Origin of the sequence: Pseudomonas sp. Yb2C2 (assembly GCF_052112325.1) — a bacterium.
Classification (GTDB): Bacteria; Pseudomonadota; Gammaproteobacteria; order Pseudomonadales; family Pseudomonadaceae; genus Aquipseudomonas; species Aquipseudomonas marginalis.
Genome location: NZ_JAVAJK010000003.1, coordinates 337,512 through 355,618, shown reverse-complemented (window position 1 = coordinate 355,618; position 18,107 = coordinate 337,512). Strand labels below are relative to the sequence as shown.

At 62.0% G+C, this 18,107-nt stretch carries 17 protein-coding genes and 1 pseudogene; 6 read left to right on the top strand and 12 right to left on the bottom strand.

Annotated features, from left to right (window positions below; translation table 11 throughout):
- Positions 1 to 172 precede the first annotated feature (172 nt).
- Together Q8X51_RS05950 and Q8X51_RS05945 are read left to right on the top strand one after the other, a co-directional pair.
- A complete protein-coding gene (locus Q8X51_RS05950) occupies positions 173 to 1,393 on the top strand; it encodes a putative DNA modification/repair radical SAM protein (RefSeq protein WP_027606175.1) in 1,221 nt (406 codons plus the stop codon).
- The gene (locus tag Q8X51_RS05945) at positions 1,390 to 2,223 is read left to right on the top strand and encodes a TIGR03915 family putative DNA repair protein (RefSeq protein ID WP_065923791.1); all 834 of its coding nucleotides are present in this window, start codon (positions 1,390 to 1,392) and stop codon (positions 2,221 to 2,223) included. The genes Q8X51_RS05950 and Q8X51_RS05945 overlap by 4 nt, the downstream gene beginning before the upstream one ends.
- Before the next feature lie 52 nt (positions 2,224 to 2,275).
- Here the strand turns inward: Q8X51_RS05945 and Q8X51_RS05940 are convergent, their stop codons facing one another.
- The 7 genes from Q8X51_RS05940 to ctlX all read right to left on the bottom strand — a co-directional run bounded on the left by Q8X51_RS05940 (position 2,276) and on the right by ctlX (position 8,183).
- Positions 2,276 to 2,773 carry an Lrp/AsnC family transcriptional regulator gene (locus tag Q8X51_RS05940; protein ID WP_053138651.1) on the bottom strand — a complete coding sequence of 166 codons (498 nt, stop codon included), beginning with the start codon at positions 2,771 to 2,773 and terminating at the stop codon, positions 2,276 to 2,278.
- A 5-nt stretch (positions 2,774 to 2,778) separates the two neighbouring features.
- A complete protein-coding gene (locus tag Q8X51_RS05935) occupies positions 2,779 to 3,609 on the bottom strand; it encodes an ABC transporter ATP-binding protein (RefSeq protein WP_407694342.1) in 831 nt (276 codons plus the stop codon).
- Between the two features lie 3 nt (positions 3,610 to 3,612).
- A complete protein-coding gene (locus Q8X51_RS05930) occupies positions 3,613 to 4,326 on the bottom strand; it encodes an ABC transporter permease (protein WP_065923793.1) in 714 nt (237 codons plus the stop codon).
- A complete protein-coding gene (locus Q8X51_RS05925) occupies positions 4,323 to 5,024 on the bottom strand; it encodes an ABC transporter permease (protein WP_027606180.1) in 702 nt (233 codons plus the stop codon). Before Q8X51_RS05925 ends, Q8X51_RS05930 begins: the two co-directional genes overlap by 4 nt.
- A gap of 137 nt (positions 5,025 to 5,161) precedes the next feature.
- Positions 5,162 to 5,941 (bottom strand): ABC transporter substrate-binding protein, encoded by a 780-nt coding sequence (locus tag Q8X51_RS05920; protein ID WP_065923794.1) that lies wholly within the window; start codon positions 5,939 to 5,941, stop codon positions 5,162 to 5,164.
- Between the two features lie 257 nt (positions 5,942 to 6,198).
- Positions 6,199 to 7,245, bottom strand: a complete 1,047-nt coding sequence (locus tag Q8X51_RS05915; RefSeq protein ID WP_407694341.1) for an ornithine cyclodeaminase — start codon at positions 7,243 to 7,245, stop codon at positions 6,199 to 6,201.
- Positions 7,246 to 7,256: 11 nt separating this feature from the next.
- The gene (gene ctlX / locus Q8X51_RS05910; protein WP_065948429.1) at positions 7,257 to 8,183 is read right to left on the bottom strand and encodes a citrulline utilization hydrolase CtlX; all 927 of its coding nucleotides are present in this window, start codon (positions 8,181 to 8,183) and stop codon (positions 7,257 to 7,259) included.
- Positions 8,184 to 8,471: 288 nt separating this feature from the next.
- Between ctlX and Q8X51_RS05905 the strand changes: the two genes are divergently transcribed.
- Positions 8,472 to 9,365 carry a GNAT family acetyltransferase gene (locus Q8X51_RS05905; protein WP_407694340.1) on the top strand — a complete coding sequence of 298 codons (894 nt, stop codon included), beginning with the start codon at positions 8,472 to 8,474 and terminating at the stop codon, positions 9,363 to 9,365.
- 62 nt (positions 9,366 to 9,427) lie between these two features.
- On the opposite strand, the gene Q8X51_RS05900 is transcribed toward Q8X51_RS05905, so the two are convergent.
- Positions 9,428 to 10,447 (bottom strand): branched-chain amino acid aminotransferase, encoded by a 1,020-nt coding sequence (locus Q8X51_RS05900; protein WP_065940198.1) that lies wholly within the window; start codon positions 10,445 to 10,447, stop codon positions 9,428 to 9,430.
- A gap of 103 nt (positions 10,448 to 10,550) precedes the next feature.
- On the opposite strand from Q8X51_RS05900, the pseudogene Q8X51_RS05895 reads away from it, so the two are divergent.
- Positions 10,551 to 10,637: pseudogene (locus Q8X51_RS05895) on the top strand (outer membrane lipoprotein carrier protein LolA); the annotation flags it as partial.
- 12 nt (positions 10,638 to 10,649) lie between these two features.
- On the opposite strand, the gene lpdA reads toward Q8X51_RS05895, so the two are convergent.
- Genes lpdA through Q8X51_RS05875 form a run of 4 tightly spaced genes read right to left on the bottom strand, consistent with a single transcriptional unit; the run spans position 10,650 to position 15,586 of the window.
- Positions 10,650 to 12,029 carry a dihydrolipoyl dehydrogenase gene (gene lpdA / locus Q8X51_RS05890; protein ID WP_407694339.1) on the bottom strand — a complete coding sequence of 460 codons (1,380 nt, stop codon included), beginning with the start codon at positions 12,027 to 12,029 and terminating at the stop codon, positions 10,650 to 10,652.
- 4 nt (positions 12,030 to 12,033) lie between these two features.
- Positions 12,034 to 13,290: a dihydrolipoamide acetyltransferase family protein gene (locus Q8X51_RS05885; protein ID WP_065923799.1), complete on the bottom strand. Its 1,257-nt coding sequence runs from the start codon at positions 13,288 to 13,290 to the stop codon at positions 12,034 to 12,036.
- The gene (locus Q8X51_RS05880) at positions 13,291 to 14,349 is read right to left on the bottom strand and encodes an alpha-ketoacid dehydrogenase subunit beta (RefSeq protein WP_065884833.1); all 1,059 of its coding nucleotides are present in this window, start codon (positions 14,347 to 14,349) and stop codon (positions 13,291 to 13,293) included.
- A gap of 1 nt (position 14,350) precedes the next feature.
- Positions 14,351 to 15,586 (bottom strand): 3-methyl-2-oxobutanoate dehydrogenase (2-methylpropanoyl-transferring) subunit alpha, encoded by a 1,236-nt coding sequence (locus Q8X51_RS05875; RefSeq protein WP_065923800.1) that lies wholly within the window; start codon positions 15,584 to 15,586, stop codon positions 14,351 to 14,353.
- 195 nt (positions 15,587 to 15,781) lie between these two features.
- Here Q8X51_RS05875 and Q8X51_RS05870 point away from each other — a divergent pair, with 195 nt between their 5' ends.
- Positions 15,782 to 16,264: an Lrp/AsnC family transcriptional regulator gene (locus Q8X51_RS05870; RefSeq protein ID WP_027606189.1), complete on the top strand. Its 483-nt coding sequence runs from the start codon at positions 15,782 to 15,784 to the stop codon at positions 16,262 to 16,264.
- A gap of 178 nt (positions 16,265 to 16,442) precedes the next feature.
- A complete protein-coding gene (locus tag Q8X51_RS05865; protein WP_137212475.1) occupies positions 16,443 to 18,068 on the top strand; it encodes a methyl-accepting chemotaxis protein in 1,626 nt (541 codons plus the stop codon).
- The last annotated feature ends 39 nt before the right edge of the window (positions 18,069 to 18,107 follow it).

Sequence of the window (18,107 nt, the reverse complement as noted above, 5' to 3'; positions counted from 1 at the left end):
GAGCGAGCTTGCTCGCGAAAATCGTCAACGATACGCGGGCATTCTGGATTAACGCGTTGTTCTTGCGTTCTTCGCGAGCAAGAACTAGGCGTCCCCCTCGCTCCTACAGGTGGTACTAGCAACACTGTTGGGCTACTGGTACTGTACAAAAAAACAGTATCGGTAGCCTTCCATGCAGTTGATCGAAAAACTCAGCATCCTCGCCGACGCCGCCAAGTACGACGCCTCCTGCGCCAGCAGCGGCGCGCCCAAGCGCAGTTCCGAAGGCAAGGCGGGGCTGGGCTCCACCGATGGCATGGGCATCTGCCACAGCTACACGCCGGACGGTCGCTGCGTATCCTTGCTCAAGGTGTTGCTCACCAACTTCTGCCTCTACGACTGCCAATACTGCGTCAACCGCCGCTCCAGCGACGTGCCCCGTGCACGCTTCAGCCCGGAGGAGGTGGTCACCCTGACCCTGGATTTCTACAAGCGCAACTGCGTCAGCGGGCTGTTCCTCAGCTCCGGCATCATTCGTTCGGCCGACTACACCATGGAGCAGTTGGTGCGGGTGGCCAAACTGCTGCGCGAAGAGCATGACTTTCGCGGTTACATCCACCTCAAGACCATCCCCGAAGCCGACCCGGCGCTGATTGCCGAGGCCGGGCGCTATGCCGACCGCCTCAGCGTGAATATCGAACTGCCCACCGATGCCAGCCTGCAAACCCTGGCGCCGGAAAAACAGATCGTCTCGATCAAGCAGGCCATGCAGACCATCTACACCGGCGAGCAGACGGTCCTGAACGAACCCCGCGCACCGCGTTTCGCCCCGGCCGGGCAGAGCACCCAGATGATCGTCGGCGCCGACGAGACCGACGACAGCACCATCCTCCACAGTGCCGAGGCGCTGTATGGCAACTTCAAGCTGCGCCGCGTGTATTACTCGGCCTTCAGCCCTATCCCCAACAGCCCGAAAAGCGTGCCACTGGCCGCGCCGCCGTTGATGCGCGAGCATCGCTTGTACCAGGCGGATTTCCTGCTGCGCAGCTACGGCTTCAGTGCCAACGAACTGTTCGAAGGCCCCGGCCACCTGGCCCTGGACATCGACCCCAAGCTGGCCTGGGCCCTGGAGCACCGCGAGGTATTCCCCCTGGACCTGAATCGCGCCGAGCCGACCTTGATCGCCCGCATCCCAGGGATCGGCCTGCGCACCACCCAGCGCCTGGTGGACCTGCGCCGCGAACGCAAGATCCGCTTTGAAGACCTGGCGCGCATGCGCTGTGTGCTGGCCAAGGCCAAGCCGTTTTTCATCACCAGTGACTACCACCCGCAACAGGCGGACAGCACCAGCGTGCTGCTGCGCGAGCAACTGCGCGACCGCCCGCAGCCGCAGCAGATGGGGTTGTGGGGATGATCAGCCTGGAATGCGACAACCTTTTCAGCACCTGGCGCGAACAGGCGCGCTGGCTGCTCAGCCATCAGGTCGACCCCAGCCAGGTCAGCTGGGGCGAGATGCAGGCGGCGGATCTGTTTGCGACCGATGAGCCGATCCCCGCAGGCTTGGGGCCGTTCCAGGCGCGCATTCCCAAGGCGCTGCTGGAGTTGCTGGAGTCGGCCGCCTGCTACCACGGCGACCAGCGTTGGAGCCTGTTGTACGAAGTGCTCTGGCGCGTCAGCCATGGCGACCGCACCGCGATGCTGGCGGGGGATAAACTCGGCACTGAGCTGCAGCGGCGCATCAAGCAGGTCAGCCGCGAGGCCCATCATCTGCATGCGTTTGTGCGCTTTATCGCCTTGCCGGCAGGGGCAGGGCCCGAGTTGCCGGAGTACGTGGCCTGGCATGAGCCGGCCCATGACATTCTCAAGAGCGCCAGCCAGCATTTTGTCGGGCGCATGGGGCGCCATCGCTGGATGATCGCCACGCCGTTGGATGGGGTTTATTACGATGGCGAACAGTTGATTCATCAACGCCAATGCCCTGAGGCCTGGCAGCAGCTGGCGCAGAATGTCGAAGATCCCCACAGTGCGATGTGGCTGACGTACTACAGCCATATCTTCAACCCGGCGCGGTTGAACCCCAAGGTGATGGAAGGGCACTTGCCGAGCCGGTTCTGGAAGAATCTGCCGGAGGGCAAGTTGATCCCGGGGTTGATCAGCGAGGCACGTACGGGGAAGCAGAAGGATGGGCAGGCGAAGATGATTGGTACCAAGCTCGGCAAGCGTATTTCAAGCGGGCGCGGTTAAAAATCTGGGAGGGGCAAACCCCTCCCACATTGGATTTCCAGTGTTTGAGGATCTAGGCCAGTTCGATGGCGGTATTTTTCACCACCGCCAACTCCGGATGTGCCACCAACTTATCGATGTGCAACTCATCATTGTTCAGCCAGATCTCCGATACCACCCGGTAGTGCTCCATGTCCCGGCAGCGCATGCGCAGGCTGTAGTCGAACGGCCCGCTGATCAGCTGGCATTCGAACACCTGGGGGCACGCCTTCATACAGGCTTCGAAGGCCTTTTGCGCCGAGCGCCCGCTCTGGTTGGACAAGGCCACCAGCACCAGCAGCGACAGTCCGGGCGAGACCATCTGTACATCGATGATCGCGCCGTACCCGCGAATCACCCCGCGTCGCTCCAGCTTGCGCACCCGCTCCAGGCAGGGCCTGGGGGTGAGGTGCACCAGTGACGAGAGCTTTTCATAGGTGATACGCCCCTGGTGGCGCAGCACTTCGATGATCGCCTCATCGATGCGATCCAGCGCAGGGGAGGTATGGGGTCCGTTGGCCTTGGTATCCATGGGTTTCACTTCAAACGGTTGGAAAGAAATTGCTGCAAGCGCTCGCTGTTGGGGTGGTCGAGGATCTCGGCGCCGCCTTGTTCCTCGACTCGGCCCTGATGCAGGAACAGCACTTGGCTGGACACCTGGCGGGCAAAGCCCATTTCGTGGGTGACCATCAGCATGGTACGACCTTCCTCAGCCAACGTCTGTATGACTTTGAGGACTTCTCCTACAAGTTCGGGGTCGAGGGCGGAGGTGGGTTCATCGAACAGAATGATTTCCGGCTCCATCGCCAGGGCCCGCGCGATGGCCACGCGCTGTTGCTGGCCGCCGGACAGGAACGCCGGGTACTGATCGGCCACGCGGCCCGGCAGGCCGACCTTGTCGAGGTACGTGCGCGCGCGTTTTTCCGCTTCGGCGGCACTTACCCCCAGCACCCGGCGCGGGGCTATGGTGATGTTTTCCAGCACGGTCATGTGGCTCCACAGGTTGAAGTGCTGGAACACCATGGCCAGGCGCGTACGCAGGTTCTGCAATTGTTCCTGGTGCGGCGCACGGACGCCGGCGCGGCCCTGGCGCATTTCGATGCTGATGCCGTCCAGGGTGATGACGCCGGCGTCCGGCTGTTCGAGAAAATTGATGCAGCGCAGCATCGTGCTTTTGCCCGAGCCGCTGGCGCCGATCAGGCTGATCACGTCGCCATTGCGGGCGTTGAGGGACACGCCCTTGAGCACTTCGTGTTCGCCGTAGCGTTTATGGATGCCTTCGACCTGCAGCTTGACGGCAGCAGTTGTCGCCTGGGTAACGGGTACATCGACAGGATAAGTGGCCAGGACCTGCGCGGACTGATTCATGGGTTAGCCTCGGGTAGGAACAAGAAAACGCATCCAGCGACGTTCGGCCAGTCGGAACAGGCCCACCAGTGCAAAGGACAGCAGCATGTAGAGCAGGGCGGCGATGCCGAAGGCCTGGAACGTCAGGAACGTCTCGGCATTGGCATCGCGCGCCACCTTGAGGATGTCGGCGACGGTGGCGGTAAACGCCAGCGACGTGGCGTGCAGCATCAGGATCATTTCATTGCTGTAGGCCGGCAGCGCGCGGCGCAGTGCGGCAGGCACCACCACAAACAGGTTGAGGCGCCAGCCGTGCAGGCCATAGGCGCGGGCCGCTTCGAGTTCGCCGTGGGGAATGTTGCGGATCGCCCCGGCGAAGATTTCCACGGTGTAGGCGCAGGTGTTGAGCACAAAGGCCAGGAGGGTGCAGTTGAGGGCATTGCGGAAAAACTGGTTGAGCAGGGCGTTGTCCTGCACCACCTCCAGGCTGTACAGCCCGGTGTAGCAGATCAACAATTGGATATACAACGGCGTGCCGCGGAACAGGTAGGTGTAGACCTCCACCGGCCAGCGCAGCCAGAAGTGTTCCGACACGCGGGCCAGCGCCAGGGGGATCGAGAGGAAAAAACCCAGCACCACCGAGATAATGAACAGCCACAAGGTCATGGCAACGCCGGACAACCCGGTGCCATCGCTGAACAGGTAGGCCAGGCCGTATTGCTGGAACAGTTCGATCATCGCGCCATCCCCTTGATGCCGAGGTTGTAGCGCCGTTCGAGGCGCTTGAAGATGCGGTTGGAGAGGGTGGTGATCACCAGGTACACCAGGCCCGCGAGGATCAGGAAGTACAACGGCTCGTTGGTGGTCTTGCCGGCGTTCTGCGCGGCCTTGACCAGGTCCGACAGGCCGATGATCGACACCAGCGCCGTGGACTTGAGCAGCACCAGCCAGTTATTGCCCAGGCCCGGCAGGGCAAAGCGCATCAGCTGCGGGAACAGCACCAGGTGAAAACGCTGCCAGCGGCTCAGGCCGTAGGCGGTGGCGGCTTCGAGTTGGCCGACCGGCACACTGAGGATCGCGCCACGGAAGTTCTCGGTGAAATACGCGCCGTAGATAAACCCCAGGGTGATGACCCCAGCGGTAAACGGGTCGATTTCAAAGTAGTCCCAGCCGAACACTTCGCTCAGGTCGTTGAGCCACAGTTGCAGGCTGTAGAAAATCAGCAGGATCAGCACCAGGTCCGGCACGCTGCGGATCAGCGTGGTGTACAGCGTGGCCGGCACCCGCAGCCATTGGGCGCTGGAAAGTTTGGCGCCGGCGGCGATCAGGCCCAGGGCGAGGCTCAGGGCCAGCGCCAGGAGCGCCAGCTTGACCGTCATCCAGGCACCCTGGGCGAGCATCGGGCCGTAGCCTTGCAGGTTGAGGAGTTCGTTCATGGGGAGATCTCTAAAGGGCGCAGACATACCCCTGTGGGAGGGGGCTTGCTCCCGATGAGGGCGTGCCAGTCGACACCTGTATTGACTGACCCACCGCTATCGGGAGCAAGCCCCTTCCCACAAGGGATTGTGTTGGCTTATTCGTTGTAGATGTCTTGATCGCCGAAGTATTTCTTCTGGATCTGTGCGTAGGTGCCATCGGCCTGGACGGCGGCGATGCCCTTGTTGATCAGCGCACGCAAGTCCTGGTCGTTCTTGCGCAGGCCCATGGCGATGTCCAGGGGCAGGGTCGGGTCCTTGAAGGCCGGGCCGGTCTTGAAGTCGGCGCCTTCAGGCTTGGACAGGAAGTTGAGCTGGGCTTCGAGCTTGTCGGTCAGGGTAGCGTCGAGACGGCCGTTCTGCAGGTCGGCGTAGTTCTGTTCCTGGGACTGGTACGCCTTGATCTGCGCGCCCAGCCTGGCCAGGTGTGCACGGGCATAAGCTTCCTGCAACGAACCTTGCAGCACGCCGACCTGTTTGCCTTTCAACGATTCCGGGGTGCCGCCGAAGTCGGCGTTTTTGCGCGTGATCACCGACGTGGGGCTGAGGAACAGGCGGTCGGTGAAGTCGATGACTTTCTCGCGCGCCGGGGTTACAGCCATGGACGACATGATCGCGTCGAACTTGCGCGCGCGCAGGGCCGGGATCATGCCGTCGAATTCGTTGTGCACCCAGGTGCATTTGACCTCGAGCTTGGCGCAGATCGCGTTGCCCAACTCGATATCGAAGCCTTGCAGGCTGCCGTCGGCGGCCACGGATTCAAACGGGGGGTACTCGGGGAATACGCCGAAGCGGATTTCTTTCCAATCCTGGGCGTGGGCGGCGCTGGCGCACAGTGGCAACAGCAACGCAGCGAAGAGTGATCGCAGTGGAGTCATGTGTCGGTCCCTATATTTTGTAATTGATGTCAGGGCAGTAAAAAGGGTGCAGCGTGCATTCATTCTGTGACGCTTTGGTCGGGCTCAGAATGCTTCATGATGGTGCGTTTTTTGTGTCGTTTACCCCGCGCTCAAAGCGCAAATTGCGCTGTTAAAACACGTAATGCAGCGGAATCGGCTGTAGCACCCTATGAATCGGCTTTTCAGTCCTGGAAATCCGGCCTGCCCTTGGCGCAAAGGGGCAGGCCAGAGCGGTCTCAGGCGCGCTTTTTGTGCTGTGCACGAGGCTGTTGGGCCAGGCGTGCGAACAAGTCCTTGGGGTCGGCCAGGTCCGGCACCAGTTCCAGTTCGCTGCCGACACCCAGGGCCTTGGCCACGTCCAGCACATAGCGCAGGGCCGAGTAGTCTTCGATGGCAAAGCCCACCGAGTCGAACAGGGTGACCTGGCGCTCATGCTCGCGGCCGGCGACCTGGCCGTTGATGACCTGCCACAACTCGGTCACCGGCGAGTCTTCCGGCATGTGCTGGATTTCACCTTCGATGCGGCTTTGCGGTTCGTACTCGACGATCACACGGGCGCGCTCGACGATGCGGCGGTCCAGTTCGGTCTTGCCCGGGCAGTCGCCGCCCACGGCGTTGAGGTGCATGCCGGGCTCGATCATGTCGTCGGTGAGGATGGTCGCGTAGGCCTTGTCGGCGGTGACGGTGGTGACGATGTCCGCGCCTTTGACCGCTTCGGCCACGCTGCCGGCCAGGATCACCTTGATTGCCGGGAACGCCTTGAGGTTGGCTGCCAGCTTGGCGGTGGCCTTGGCGTCGATGTCGAACAGGCGGATCTCGTTGATGCCGAGCATGGCGTGGAAGGCCAGGGCCTGGAATTCGCTCTGGGAGCCGTTGCCGATCAACGCCATGCTGCGGCTGGCGGCGCGGGCCAGGTAGCGGGCCACCAGGGCCGACGTGGCGGCGGTACGAATGGCAGTGGTCAGGGTCATTTCCGCCAGCAGCACCGGTTTGCCGGTGTCGACGTCACCGAGGGCACCAAAGGCCATTACGGTGAGCATGCCGGCCAAGGTGTTCTTCGGGTGGCCGTTGACGTACTTGAAGGCGTACAGCGAGGCGTCGGACACCGGCATCAACTCGATCACGCCATCCGGCGAGTGGTTGGCCAGGCGTGCGCATTTCTCAAAGTCCTGCCAGCGCAGGTAGTCGGCGCGGATGTACTCGGCCATCTCGGTGATGCAGGTGTGCAGGCCTTTTTGCGAAACCAGATAGCTGAGGTCGTTGACGTCGATATAGCGGGTCATGGCAAGACTCCTTATTGAAATGAGGGACGGGCGGGCAGATGCACTTCTGCCAGCATGCAGCGGGCACTGCCGCCGCCGATGCGTTCGATGTTGTCGATGTTCACCACCACCGGCCGGGTGTGGCGCTCCACATGCCGGCGCTGGGCCGGTTGCAGCGCGCCCCAGGCACTGGCAGACATCACCAGCAGCGGCTGGCCGTCGCGGTCGTGGACTTCGAGCATGTTGCCGGCGAAGGCTTCGAGCTGGTCGAAGTCGAGGCCGAGGATGTCTTTGCCGGTGTCGCGCAGCGAGCGTTCCAGGGCCTGGCGTTCGTCGGCGTCGGGCAGCGCTTGCAGGCACACCACCGAGAGGTCGCGGCCGACGCTCATCATCACGTTGCTGTGGTAGATCGGTGCGTGGTGGCGGTCGACGGCGTGGAAGACGCAGAGCCGGTAGTCGAGGCGTTCGGCAAACTGGCGCAGCGCGTCGTGGTGGGTGCGCCCGGAGTGACAGGCGTAGCTGATGCGGTGCTGGCGGTCGAGCACCATGCTGCCGGTGCCTTCGAGGAAGATGTTCTGTTGTTCGAGGTGGCTGAGGTCGATGGTGTCCTTGATCGCAAAGCGCTGCTCCAGCACTTGCAGCACGCCTTTGTTACGTTCCAGTCGGCGGTTCTGGCCTTCCATCGGGTACAGCACCAGGCTGCCGTCGGCGTGGCTGCTCCACCAGTTGTTGGGGAAGATCGAGTCGGGTGTGTGGGGCGCCGGAGTGTCTTGCACCACCAGCACTTCCACGCCGTGCCGGCGCAGGGTGTCGACATAGCCGTCGAACTCTTCCAGCGCTTTCTGCTGTGCACTGAGCGGGTCGAGGGGTGGGCGTTGGAAACGGTTGTTGATCGCGGTATCCGGGTTGAAGGCAAAGCGCGCCGGGCGAATCATCAGGACGGTGTTGGTGGTTTGCATGGGTGCACGAATCCATGGGGTTGAGCAGTGGGGCTATTTTGTTCGCTGTGGCAGGGGAATCCCGGCTGAAACCAAGGGGCGGCTCAGCCGGGAAAGCTGAAAAGGGGGGTGAGGCAGCCGAATCGGCGGTGGGAGCTGGAGCGCGGTCAAAATGTGGGAGGGTGGCTTGCCCCCGATTGCGGTATATCAGTCACTCAATCCATCAACTGGCACACCGCCATCGGGAGCAAGCCCCCTCCTACATTGGTACAGTGGCCACTGTAATAACGCCGTCAGCCAGGAGGAATCATGTCTACCGTCGTACGTCTTGCCCAATCCGACGATGCCGAAGGGATCAGCCTGGTCATCCTGGCGGCCTTGCACAGCAGCAATGCGCGGGACTATCCGGCGGATGTGATTGCCCGGGTGGCCAGCAACTTCACCCCGGACGCTGTGCTCGACCTGCTCAAGCGCCGTGTGGTGCTGGTGGCGGTCCAGGACCGGGTGATCGTCGCCACGGCGGCCCTGGATGCCAATGTGGTGCGTTCGGTGTTCGTCAACCCGACGCTGCAAGGGCAGGGCATTGGCCGGTTGCTGATGATTGAAATCGAACTGCGGGCGCGGGAAGCGGGGGTGACGACGCTGAGTGTGCCGTCCTCGCTGACCGCCGAGCCGTTCTACACCAAGCTGGGTTTTCACACGGTACGTGACGTCTACCACGGCAATGAGCGCACGTTGGTGATGGAAAAAGCGCTGTTGTCGCGCCATCCCATCGGTCCGTATCGCGACCGCCAGCAACGTGGGCAAGTGGTGGCGTTATGGCAGGAGGCGTTTGGGTATGACACGGCGCATAACCTGCCGACCCTGGCGATCGATAAGAAACTGGCGGTCAATGACGGGCTGTTTTTTGTGGCGACGGACAAAAAGACTGTTATCGGGACGGTGCTTGCCGGCTACGACGGTCATCGCGGCTGGTTGTACTCGGTGGCCGTGCACCCGGGCTATCGGCGTCATGGCCTCGGTTCCTCGCTGGTGCGGCATGCGGAACAGGTACTGACGGCCCTGGGCTGCATGAAGATCAACCTGCAGATCACCGGTGGCAATGAGGCGGTGGTGGGGTTCTATGAGGCGCTGGGGTATGGGGTGGAGCCGAGGATCAGCATGGGCAAGAAGATTGACGAGAATATCCCGAAAGAATCTTGAATACACCGGAGAGCAAATGTGGGAGGGGGCCCCCTCCCACAGGGTTTTGCGGTGTTACTGGCTTAGACTTTTACGATCCAACCCGCTGGCGCTTCGACGTCGCCGGTTTGCACGCCGGTCAGCTCTTTGTAGAGCTTCTGGGTGATCGGGCCGACTTCGGTCTCGCTGTGGAACACATGCAACTGGCCGTTGTACTGGATACCGCCGATCGGCGAGATCACTGCCGCAGTCCCGCAGGCACCGGCTTCCTTGAACTGATCCAGCTTGTCGATAAATACCTCGCCTTCGACCACTTCCAGGCCCAGGCGGGTCTGGGCCAGTTCGATCAGCGACAGGCGGGTGATGCCTGGCAGCACCGAAGGTGACTTCGGTGTGATGAACTGGTTGTCGTGGGTGATCCCGAAGAAGTTGGCCGAGCCGACTTCTTCGATTTTCGAGTGGGTCATCGGGTCCAGGTAGATCGCATCGGCGAAACCGGATTTCTTCGCTTCCGAGCCCGGCATCAGGCTGGCGGCGTAGTTGCCACCGACCTTGGCGGCACCGGTGCCCTGTGGCGCGGCGCGGTCAAAGGTGGAGATCTGGAAGTTGTGGGGCACCAGGCCGCCCTTGAAGTAGGCGCCGACCGGGATGCAGAACACCGAGAAGATGAACTCCGGCGCGGTGCGCACGCCGATGTTGTCACCGGTGCCGATCACGAACGGGCGCAGGTACAGCGCGCCGCCGCTGCCGTACGGCGGGATGAATCGCTCGTTGGCCTTGACCACTTGCTTGCACGCGTCGATGAACGCGTCGGTCGGGACGTGCGGCATCAGCAGGCGGGCGCAGCTGCGCTGCATGCGCGCGGCGTTCTGGTCCGGGCGGAACAGGTTGATCGAGCCGTCCTTGCAGCGGTAGGCCTTGAGGCCTTCGAAGCACTGTTGGCCGTAGTGCAGGGCGGTAGAGCCCTCGCTGATGTGCAGCACGTTGTCGTCGGTCAGGGTGCCGGTTTGCCATTCGCCGTTTTTCCAGACCTGGAGAAACCGCTTGTCGGTCTTGATGTAGTCAAAACCCAGCTTGTCCCAATTGATGCTTTCGTTACCCATGACACCCTCTATCTTTGGTCAAGTCGGTTTTTTTCTGAATGGGCGCAACAATACTTCATTCCCGGGCCCGTTCGCATCCCCCGCGTCCCTTGTAGGAGCGAGCTTGCTCGCGAAAATCGTCAACGATAACGCGTCAAACCAGAATGAACGCGGCGCCCTCAGGTTCTTCGCGAGCAAGCTCGCTCCTACAGGGGGTGTTTATTTACAGGTGCAACGCGTGGCCCAGCGCACGCAACGCCGCTTCCTGCACCGCTTCGCCGAGCGTCGGATGGGCGTGGATGGTGCCGGCCACGTCTTCCAGGCGCGCGCCCATTTCCAGGCTCAGGCCGAAGGCGGTGGACAGCTCGGACACGCCGGCGCCGACTGCTTGCCAGCCAACAATCAGGTGATTGTCCCGTCGCGCCACCACCCGCACGAAGCCGGTTTTCGACTCGAGGGTCATCGCGCGGCCGTTGGCGGCAAACGGGAAGCTCGACACGATGCAGTCCAGGCCGGCGGCCTTGGCTTCATCGGGCGTCTTGCCGACCACCACCAGTTCCGGGTCGGTGAAGCACACCGCCGGGATCGCCGCCGGGTTGAATTCGCGGTGTTGACCGCTGATCAGTTCGGCAACCATTTCACCCTGGGCCATCGCTCGGTGGGCGAGCATCGGCTCGCCGCTCAGGTCGCCGATGGCATACACATTGCGCATGCTGGTCTGGCAGCGGCTGTCGATCCTGATCGCCGCGCCGTTCATCTCCAGGTTCAGCGCCTCAAGGTTCCAACCCTGGGTGTTGGGTTTGCGACCAACGGCCACCAACACCTGGTCCGTCGCCAGCGACAACGTGTCGCCATTCGGATCGCGTACTTGCAGGCTGTTGTGCTCGAAACCCGTCACGCTGTGCTTGAGGTACAGCTTCACGCCCAACTGCTTGAGCGATTCGTGCACCGGTTGCGTCAGCTCGGCGTCGTAGGCCGGCAGGATACGATCCTGAGCTTCGACCACACTCACGTCGGCGCCGAGCTTGCGATACGCAATCCCCAGCTCCAGGCCGATGTAGCCTCCGCCCACCACAATCAGGCGCTTGGGCAGGCGGGTTGGCGCCAGGGCTTCGGTGGAGGAGATGATCGGCCCGCCGATCGGCAGCATCGGCAGGTTGACGCTTTTCGATCCGGTGGCCAGCAACAGGTGTTCGCACTGGATGCGCTGGTCGCCGACGTCGACGGTCTTGCCGTCTACCACCTTGGCCCAGCCATGGATCACCTGCACTTTGTGCTTTTTAAGCAGCGCAGCGACACCGGTGGTCAGGCGGTCGACGATGCCGTCTTTCCATTCCACGCTTTTGCGGATGTCCAGGGTCGGCACATCCACCTCGATTCCCAGCCGGGAACCCTGGCTGTGGTGCACGGTTTGCTGGAACTGCTCGGCCAAGTGAATCAAGGCCTTGGACGGAATGCAGCCGATGTTCAGGCAGGTGCCGCCCAACGCCTGGCCTTCCACCAGGATGGTCGGGATGCCCAGCTGGCCGGCACGAATGGCGGCCACATAACCGCCAGGGCCGCCGCCGATAATCAGCAGCGTGGTATGCAATGTCTGGGTCATGCCCTTACTCCAGGAACAGGCTGGCGGGTTGTTCGAGCAGGCCGCGAATGGCCTGGATGAATTGCGCCGCGTCCATGCCATCGACCACGCGGTGATCGAAGGAGCTGGAGAGGTTCATCATCTTGCGGATCACGATCTGGCCCTTGATCACCATCGGCCGCTCGACGATGCGGTTGACGCCGACGATGGCCACCTCCGGCAGGTTCAGCACCGGGGTGCTGACGATGCCGCCCAGGGCGCCCAGGCTGGTCAGAGTAATGCTCGAACCGGACAGTTCATCGCGACTGGCCTTGCCATTGCGCGCGGCGCTGGCCAAGCGCGCGATTTCCTCGGCGTTGCCCCACAGGCTGCGGGCTTCGGCGTGACGCACCACCGGCACCATCAGGCCCATGTCGCTCTGGGTGGCGACGCCCACATGCACCGCGCCGAGGCGGGTGATGACCTGGGCTTCGTCGTCGTAGCGCGCGTTGATCTGCGGGAAATCCCGCAACGCCACGACCATGGCGCGCACGATAAACGGCAGCAACGTCAGCTTGCCGCGCGTGGCGCCGTGCTTCTCGTTGAGGTGCACGCGCAGCTCGTCGAGGGCGGTGACGTCGATCTCTTCCACATAGCTGAAATGCGCGGCACGCCGGGTGGCGTCCTGCATGCGCTGGGCGATCTTGCGGCGCATGCCGATCACCGGGATCTGTTCTTCGTCGTTGCGTTCGGCGTAAGGGTTGGCGGCCGTCGAAGCTTTTGACGCGCCTTGTTGCAGGTAGGCCTCGAGGTCTTCGTGCAGGATCCGCCCGGCTGGGCCGGAGCCCTGCACCAGACGCAGTTGAATCCCGGCATCCAGCGCATGCTTGCGCACGGCGGGGGAAGCCAGGGGGCGTTCGTCGGCCTCGCGGGCCACGGGGGCCTGTGCGGCTGCCACCGGTGCGGGCTTGCTTTCGACCATCGGTGCCGGCTTGGCCTCGACAACGGCAGCCGCTTTCACCGGCTCCGCCACCACGGGCACGTCCTTGGCATTGCCCGCACCTTCTACTTCAATGCTGATCAGGATACTGCCCACCGCCATGACTTCACCCGGCTCGCCGCCGAGGGCAATCACCTTGCCATGGACCGGCGAGGGAATGTCCACCATCGCCTTGTCGGTCATCACATCCGCCAGCACCTGGTCTTCGACGACCATGTCGCCGACCTTCACATGCCACTGCGACAATTCAACTTCCGCGATGCCTTCGCCAATGTCCGGCATCTTGATAACGTGCGTGCCCATTCAGACCTCCATGACCCGTTTCAACGCCGCGCCCACTCGGGACGGGCCTGGGAAATACGCCCACTCCTGCGCGTGCGGGTAGGGGGTGTCCCAACCGGTGACGCGTTCGATCGGCGCTTCCAGGTGGTGGAAGCAATGCTCCTGCACCAGCGCCACCAACTCGGCACCAAAGCCGCAGGTGCGGGTGGCTTCGTGCACCACCACGCAACGGCCGGTCTTCTTCACGGATTTGACGATGGTGTCCAGGTCCAGCGGCCACAGGCTGCGCAGGTCGATGACTTCGGCGTCGATGCCGGTTTCTTCGGCGGCGACCTGCGACACATACACAGTGGTGCCGTAGGTCAGCACAGTGACAGCCGAGCCAGGGCGCACGATGGCGGCCACGTCCAGCGGCACCGTGTAGTAACCGTCCGGCACCTGGGCTTGCGGGTGTTTCGACCACGGTGTTACCGGGCGGTCGTGGTGGCCGTCGAACGGGCCGTTGTACAGGCGTTTAGGTTCAAGGAAGATCACCGGGTCATCGTTTTCGATGGAGGCGATCAGCAGGCCCTTGGCGTCATAGGGATTGGACGGCATCACCGTGCGCAGGCCGCAGACCTGGGTGAACACCGCTTCGATGCTCTGGCTGTGGGTCTGGCCGCCGTAGATGCCGCCGCCGCAGGGCATGCGCATGGTCAAGGGCGCGGTGAACTGGCCGGCCGAGCGATAACGCAGGCGCGCCGCTTCGGAGATGATCTGGTCAGTGGCGGGGTAGACGTAGTCGGCGAACTGGATTTCGGCCACCGGGCGCAGGCCATAGGCACCCATGCCCACGGCCACGCCGATGATGCCGCTTTCCGAGATCGGTGCGTCGAACACCCGCGAGCTGCCGTACTTGGTCTGCAAGCCTTCGGTGCAGCGGAATACACCGCCGAAGTAACCGACGTCCTGGCCGAACACCACCACGTTGTCATCACGTTCAAGCATCACATCCATGGCCGAGCGCAGGGCCTGGATCATGGTCATGGTAGTGGTGGTCATGGCGGTTTCCAATTCGATGCTGTTGTTGTGATCGTTCATGTCAGATCCCCAACTCCTGACGCTGGCGCTTCAAGTGCTCCGGCATCTCTTTATAGACGTCTTCGAACATGGTCGCGGCGCTTGGGATCTGGCCACCGGCCAGGGTGCCGTACTGTTCGGCCTGTTTCTGCGCGGCGATCACCTCGGCTTCCAGTTCGGCACTGACTGCCGCGTGTTCCTCTTCGGACCACTGGCCAATCCTGATCAGGTGCTGCTTGAGGCGGGCAATCGGGTCGCCCAGCGGGAAGTGGCTCCAGTCGTCGGCGGGGCGGTATTTGGACGGATCGTCCGAGGTGGAGTGCGGACCGGCACGGTAGGTGACCCATTCGATCAGGGTTGGGCCGAGGTTGCGGCGCGCACGCTCGGCGGCCCAGGCGGAGGCGGCGTACACCGCGATAAAGTCGTTGCCGTCCACGCGCAGGGAGGCGATGCCGCAGCCGACGCCGCGTCCGGCGAAGGTGGTGGCTTCACCACCGGCGATGGCCTGGAAGGTGGAGATGGCCCACTGGTTGTTGACCACGTTGAGAATCACCGGGGCGCGGTACACGTGGGCGAAGGTGAGGGCGGTGTGGAAGTCGGATTCGGCGGTGGCGCCGTCGCCGATCCAGGCCGAGGCGATCTTGGTATCGCCCTTGATCGCCGAGGCCATGCCCCAGCCCACACCCTGTACGAATTGGGTGGCGAGGTTGCCGGAGATGGTGAAGAAGCCTGCATCCTTGACCGAGTACATGATCGGCAACTGGCGGCCCTTGAGCGGGTCGCGCTCGTTGGACAGCAGCTGGCAGATCAGGTCCACCAGCGGCACGTCGCGGGCCATCAGGATGCTTTGCTGGCGGTAGGTGGGGAAGCACATGTCGTCGATGTTCAAGGCCAGGGCCTGGGCGCTGCCGATGGCTTCTTCGCCAAGGCTTTGCATGTAGAACGACATTTTTTTCTGACGCTGGGCGACCACCATGCGGTTGTCGAAGATCCGCGTCTTGAGCATGGCGCGCATGCCTTTGCGCAGGACTTCAACGGGAACCCCTTCGGCCCATGGCCCCAAGGCCTGGCCCTGGTCGTCGAGCACGCGGATCAGGCCCTTGGCCAGGTCGGCGGTGTCGGCGGGTTCTACGTCGATGGCGGGTTTGCGCACGGTGCCTGCGTCGGTCAGGCGCAGGTAGGTAAAGTCGGTCTTGCAGCCTGGGCGGCCCGAGGGTTCGGGAACGTGCAGGCGCAGTGGGGCATACGGCTGATTCATGGCTTTCTACGCTCGATCTTGTGAATTTCTTGTAGTGGGCGCGCTAGCTGACAGTCAGTCTCCGGGTAAGAGAAATCTTGTCCTACAACAATCATAGGCGTGGCGTAGAAGAATATTTATCTGTGTTTTATTGCGCCCGCGATCATTTGCGGATAAAAAACCTGCATAAACATAATAAACAGGTGATTTTGTCTCATGCGCAAACTGGACCGTACCGATATCGGCATTCTCAACGCCCTGCAGGAGAATGCGCGGATTACCAACGCCGACCTGGCCCGCTCGGTCAACCTGTCGCCCACACCCTGTTTCAACCGGGTCAAGGCGATGGAGGAACTGGGCCTGATTCGCGAGCAAGTCACCCTGCTCGACGCCGATTTGCTGGGGCTGCACGTCAACGTGTTTATCCATGTGAGCCTGGAAAAGCAGAACGAGCTGGCGTTGCAGCAGTTCGAAGGCGCGATTTCCGACCGGCCCGAGGTGATGGAGTGCTACTTGATGGCCGGCGACCCGGACTATTTGATCCGGGTATTGGTGCCGACGATCCAGTCGCTGGAGCGTTTCATGATGGACTTTCTGACCAAGGTGCCGGGTGTCGCCAACATCCGCTCGAGCTTTGCCCTCAAGCAAGTGCGCTACAAGACGGCGCTGCCATTGCCGCCGGGTGGATTAATGGTTTGATCTCAATAGGGGGCTGCACCGCTGATCCTGATAGTTAGCCAAGTAATAATCAGGGCGGGCTTTTTATTTTTGGTTAATGAAAAATTGCATCAGCGGTCACGTATTTTTCACAAGCATTTCAACACATTGGCCTCCATCAGGCCGTGAAGTTCGCGGCCCAGGAAAGGGGTAAGCCGCGATGTCCATGAGAGCCTTGAAGTTGAACTTCCGTACCACACTGTGTTTTGGCCTGGTGTGCCTTTTGCTGCTGATACAAGGCGCAATGACCCTGATAAAAGTCGATAAGGTCTATTCGTCGACGGTTGAAATCGAAACTAACTGGCTCCCCAGTATTCGTTTGGCGGGTGAAATAGATTCGGCCTTTTATAAACTTCGTCTCGATCTACGTCGTTATGTCATGGATATCAGCCGCCAGGATCCGGCCTCCCTGGAAAAACTCAAGGCGACCCGTACGGAAGCCCTCGATGTTGCCGAGCGTTATGGGCCTTTAGTCTCGAGCCCCGAAGAACAGGCCAAGTACAACGACGCCTTAACCGGCATAAAGAACTACAGCCAGAAGATGGACGAATTTCTTGCGCAAGCCTCCACCCTGTCCGCTGAACAGATGTCGACCTACCTGCGCGAAGTCAACGGGCCGATTGCCCTGGATGTGCAGCGTTCCATCAGCGAGTTGATCGCGTTGAATGAACGGGGCTCCAAGGCGGCGGTGCAGGTGGCTTCCAGCGAATATGACGCGGCGCGTCTGTTCACCTGGATATTGATGGCCGCCTCCTTGCTGATCACCGTCGTGGTAGCAAGCCTGTTTACTCGCAGCATCATTACTCCGGTGCGTGAATTGCTGGTATCGACCGGCAAGATTGCCGACGGCGATCTGCGCGTGGCGATTGCCATCAATGGCAATGACGAGTTGACCGCGTTGCAACGGTCCACGGCGTCCATGCAAATGAACCTGAAAAGTACCTTGCAGCACATCTCCGAGGCGTCCGGGCAATTGGCGGCGGCGGCGGAGGAGATGAGCGCCATCACCCGCGAGTCCAGTGCCGGTATTGAACGCCAAAGCATGGAAACCGATCAGGCCGCCACGGCGGTTAACCAAATGACGGCAGCAGTTGAAGAAGTGGCGCGCAATGCGGTGTCAGCGTCCCAGTCCACCCAGGACTCCCAACGCTCGGCCAAAGTGGGCCAGGAGCGTGTGACGCAAACCATCGCCTCCATCGAGAAACTCAGCGCCACGGTGCAGCAGACCGGCGTCGAAGTCGAAGGGCTGGCCAGGCAGGCCCAGGATATTGCCCGGGTGGTTGAAGTGATCCGCTCGATTGCCGAGCAAACCAACCTGCTGGCCTTGAACGCCGCCATTGAAGCCGCCAGGGCAGGGGAGCAGGGCCGGGGCTTTGCGGTGGTGGCCGACGAGGTGCGGGCCCTGGCCCACAGAACGCAGACCTCGACCCAGGAAATCGAGCAGATGATCGCGAAAATCCAGACGTGCTCCAGCGAAGCGGTGTCTTCCATGGCCCTCAACCGCAACGAAGCGGTGGACTCCTTGAAGATTGCCCATGAAGCGGGCCTGGCGATTACTCAGATCACCGAAGCCATTACCGATATCAATGACCGCAACCTGTTGATCGCCACGGCCTCCGAGGAACAGGCCCACGTGGCCCGTTCGGTGGACCAGAACCTGATCAGCATCCGTGATCTTTCCATCCAGAGTTCTTCGGCGGCCGGCCAGACCTCGATCGCCAGCCAGGAACTGTCGAGGCTGGCGGTGGACCTCAAGCAGATCGTGTCGAAATTTGCCGTAGCCTGATCACACCTGCGCAGCACCCCCGGAGCATGGAATGGCATG

Coding starts and splice junctions, on each gene's coding strand:
- lpdA (WP_407694339.1), bottom strand. CDS start 12,029: ATGACCCAGACATTGCATACCACGCTGCTGATTATCGGCGGCGGCCCT.
- Q8X51_RS05905 (WP_407694340.1), top strand. CDS start 8,472: ATGTCTACCGTCGTACGTCTTGCCCAATCCGACGATGCCGAAGGGATC.
- Q8X51_RS05920 (WP_065923794.1), bottom strand. CDS start 5,941: ATGACTCCACTGCGATCACTCTTCGCTGCGTTGCTGTTGCCACTGTGC.
- Q8X51_RS05940 (WP_053138651.1), bottom strand. CDS start 2,773: ATGGATACCAAGGCCAACGGACCCCATACCTCCCCTGCGCTGGATCGC.
- Q8X51_RS05930 (WP_065923793.1), bottom strand. CDS start 4,326: ATGATCGAACTGTTCCAGCAATACGGCCTGGCCTACCTGTTCAGCGAT.
- Q8X51_RS05880 (WP_065884833.1), bottom strand. CDS start 14,349: ATGAACGATCACAACAACAGCATCGAATTGGAAACCGCCATGACCACC.
- ctlX (WP_065948429.1), bottom strand. CDS start 8,183: ATGCAAACCACCAACACCGTCCTGATGATTCGCCCGGCGCGCTTTGCC.
- Q8X51_RS05885 (WP_065923799.1), bottom strand. CDS start 13,290: ATGGGCACGCACGTTATCAAGATGCCGGACATTGGCGAAGGCATCGCG.
- Q8X51_RS05900 (WP_065940198.1), bottom strand. CDS start 10,447: ATGGGTAACGAAAGCATCAATTGGGACAAGCTGGGTTTTGACTACATC.
- Q8X51_RS05865 (WP_137212475.1), top strand. CDS start 16,443: ATGTCCATGAGAGCCTTGAAGTTGAACTTCCGTACCACACTGTGTTTT.
- Q8X51_RS05875 (WP_065923800.1), bottom strand. CDS start 15,586: ATGAATCAGCCGTATGCCCCACTGCGCCTGCACGTTCCCGAACCCTCG.
- Q8X51_RS05925 (WP_027606180.1), bottom strand. CDS start 5,024: ATGAACGAACTCCTCAACCTGCAAGGCTACGGCCCGATGCTCGCCCAG.
- Q8X51_RS05945 (WP_065923791.1), top strand. CDS start 1,390: ATGATCAGCCTGGAATGCGACAACCTTTTCAGCACCTGGCGCGAACAG.
- Q8X51_RS05915 (WP_407694341.1), bottom strand. CDS start 7,245: ATGACCCGCTATATCGACGTCAACGACCTCAGCTATCTGGTTTCGCAA.
- Q8X51_RS05870 (WP_027606189.1), top strand. CDS start 15,782: ATGCGCAAACTGGACCGTACCGATATCGGCATTCTCAACGCCCTGCAG.
- Q8X51_RS05950 (WP_027606175.1), top strand. CDS start 173: ATGCAGTTGATCGAAAAACTCAGCATCCTCGCCGACGCCGCCAAGTAC.
- Q8X51_RS05935 (WP_407694342.1), bottom strand. CDS start 3,609: ATGAATCAGTCCGCGCAGGTCCTGGCCACTTATCCTGTCGATGTACCC.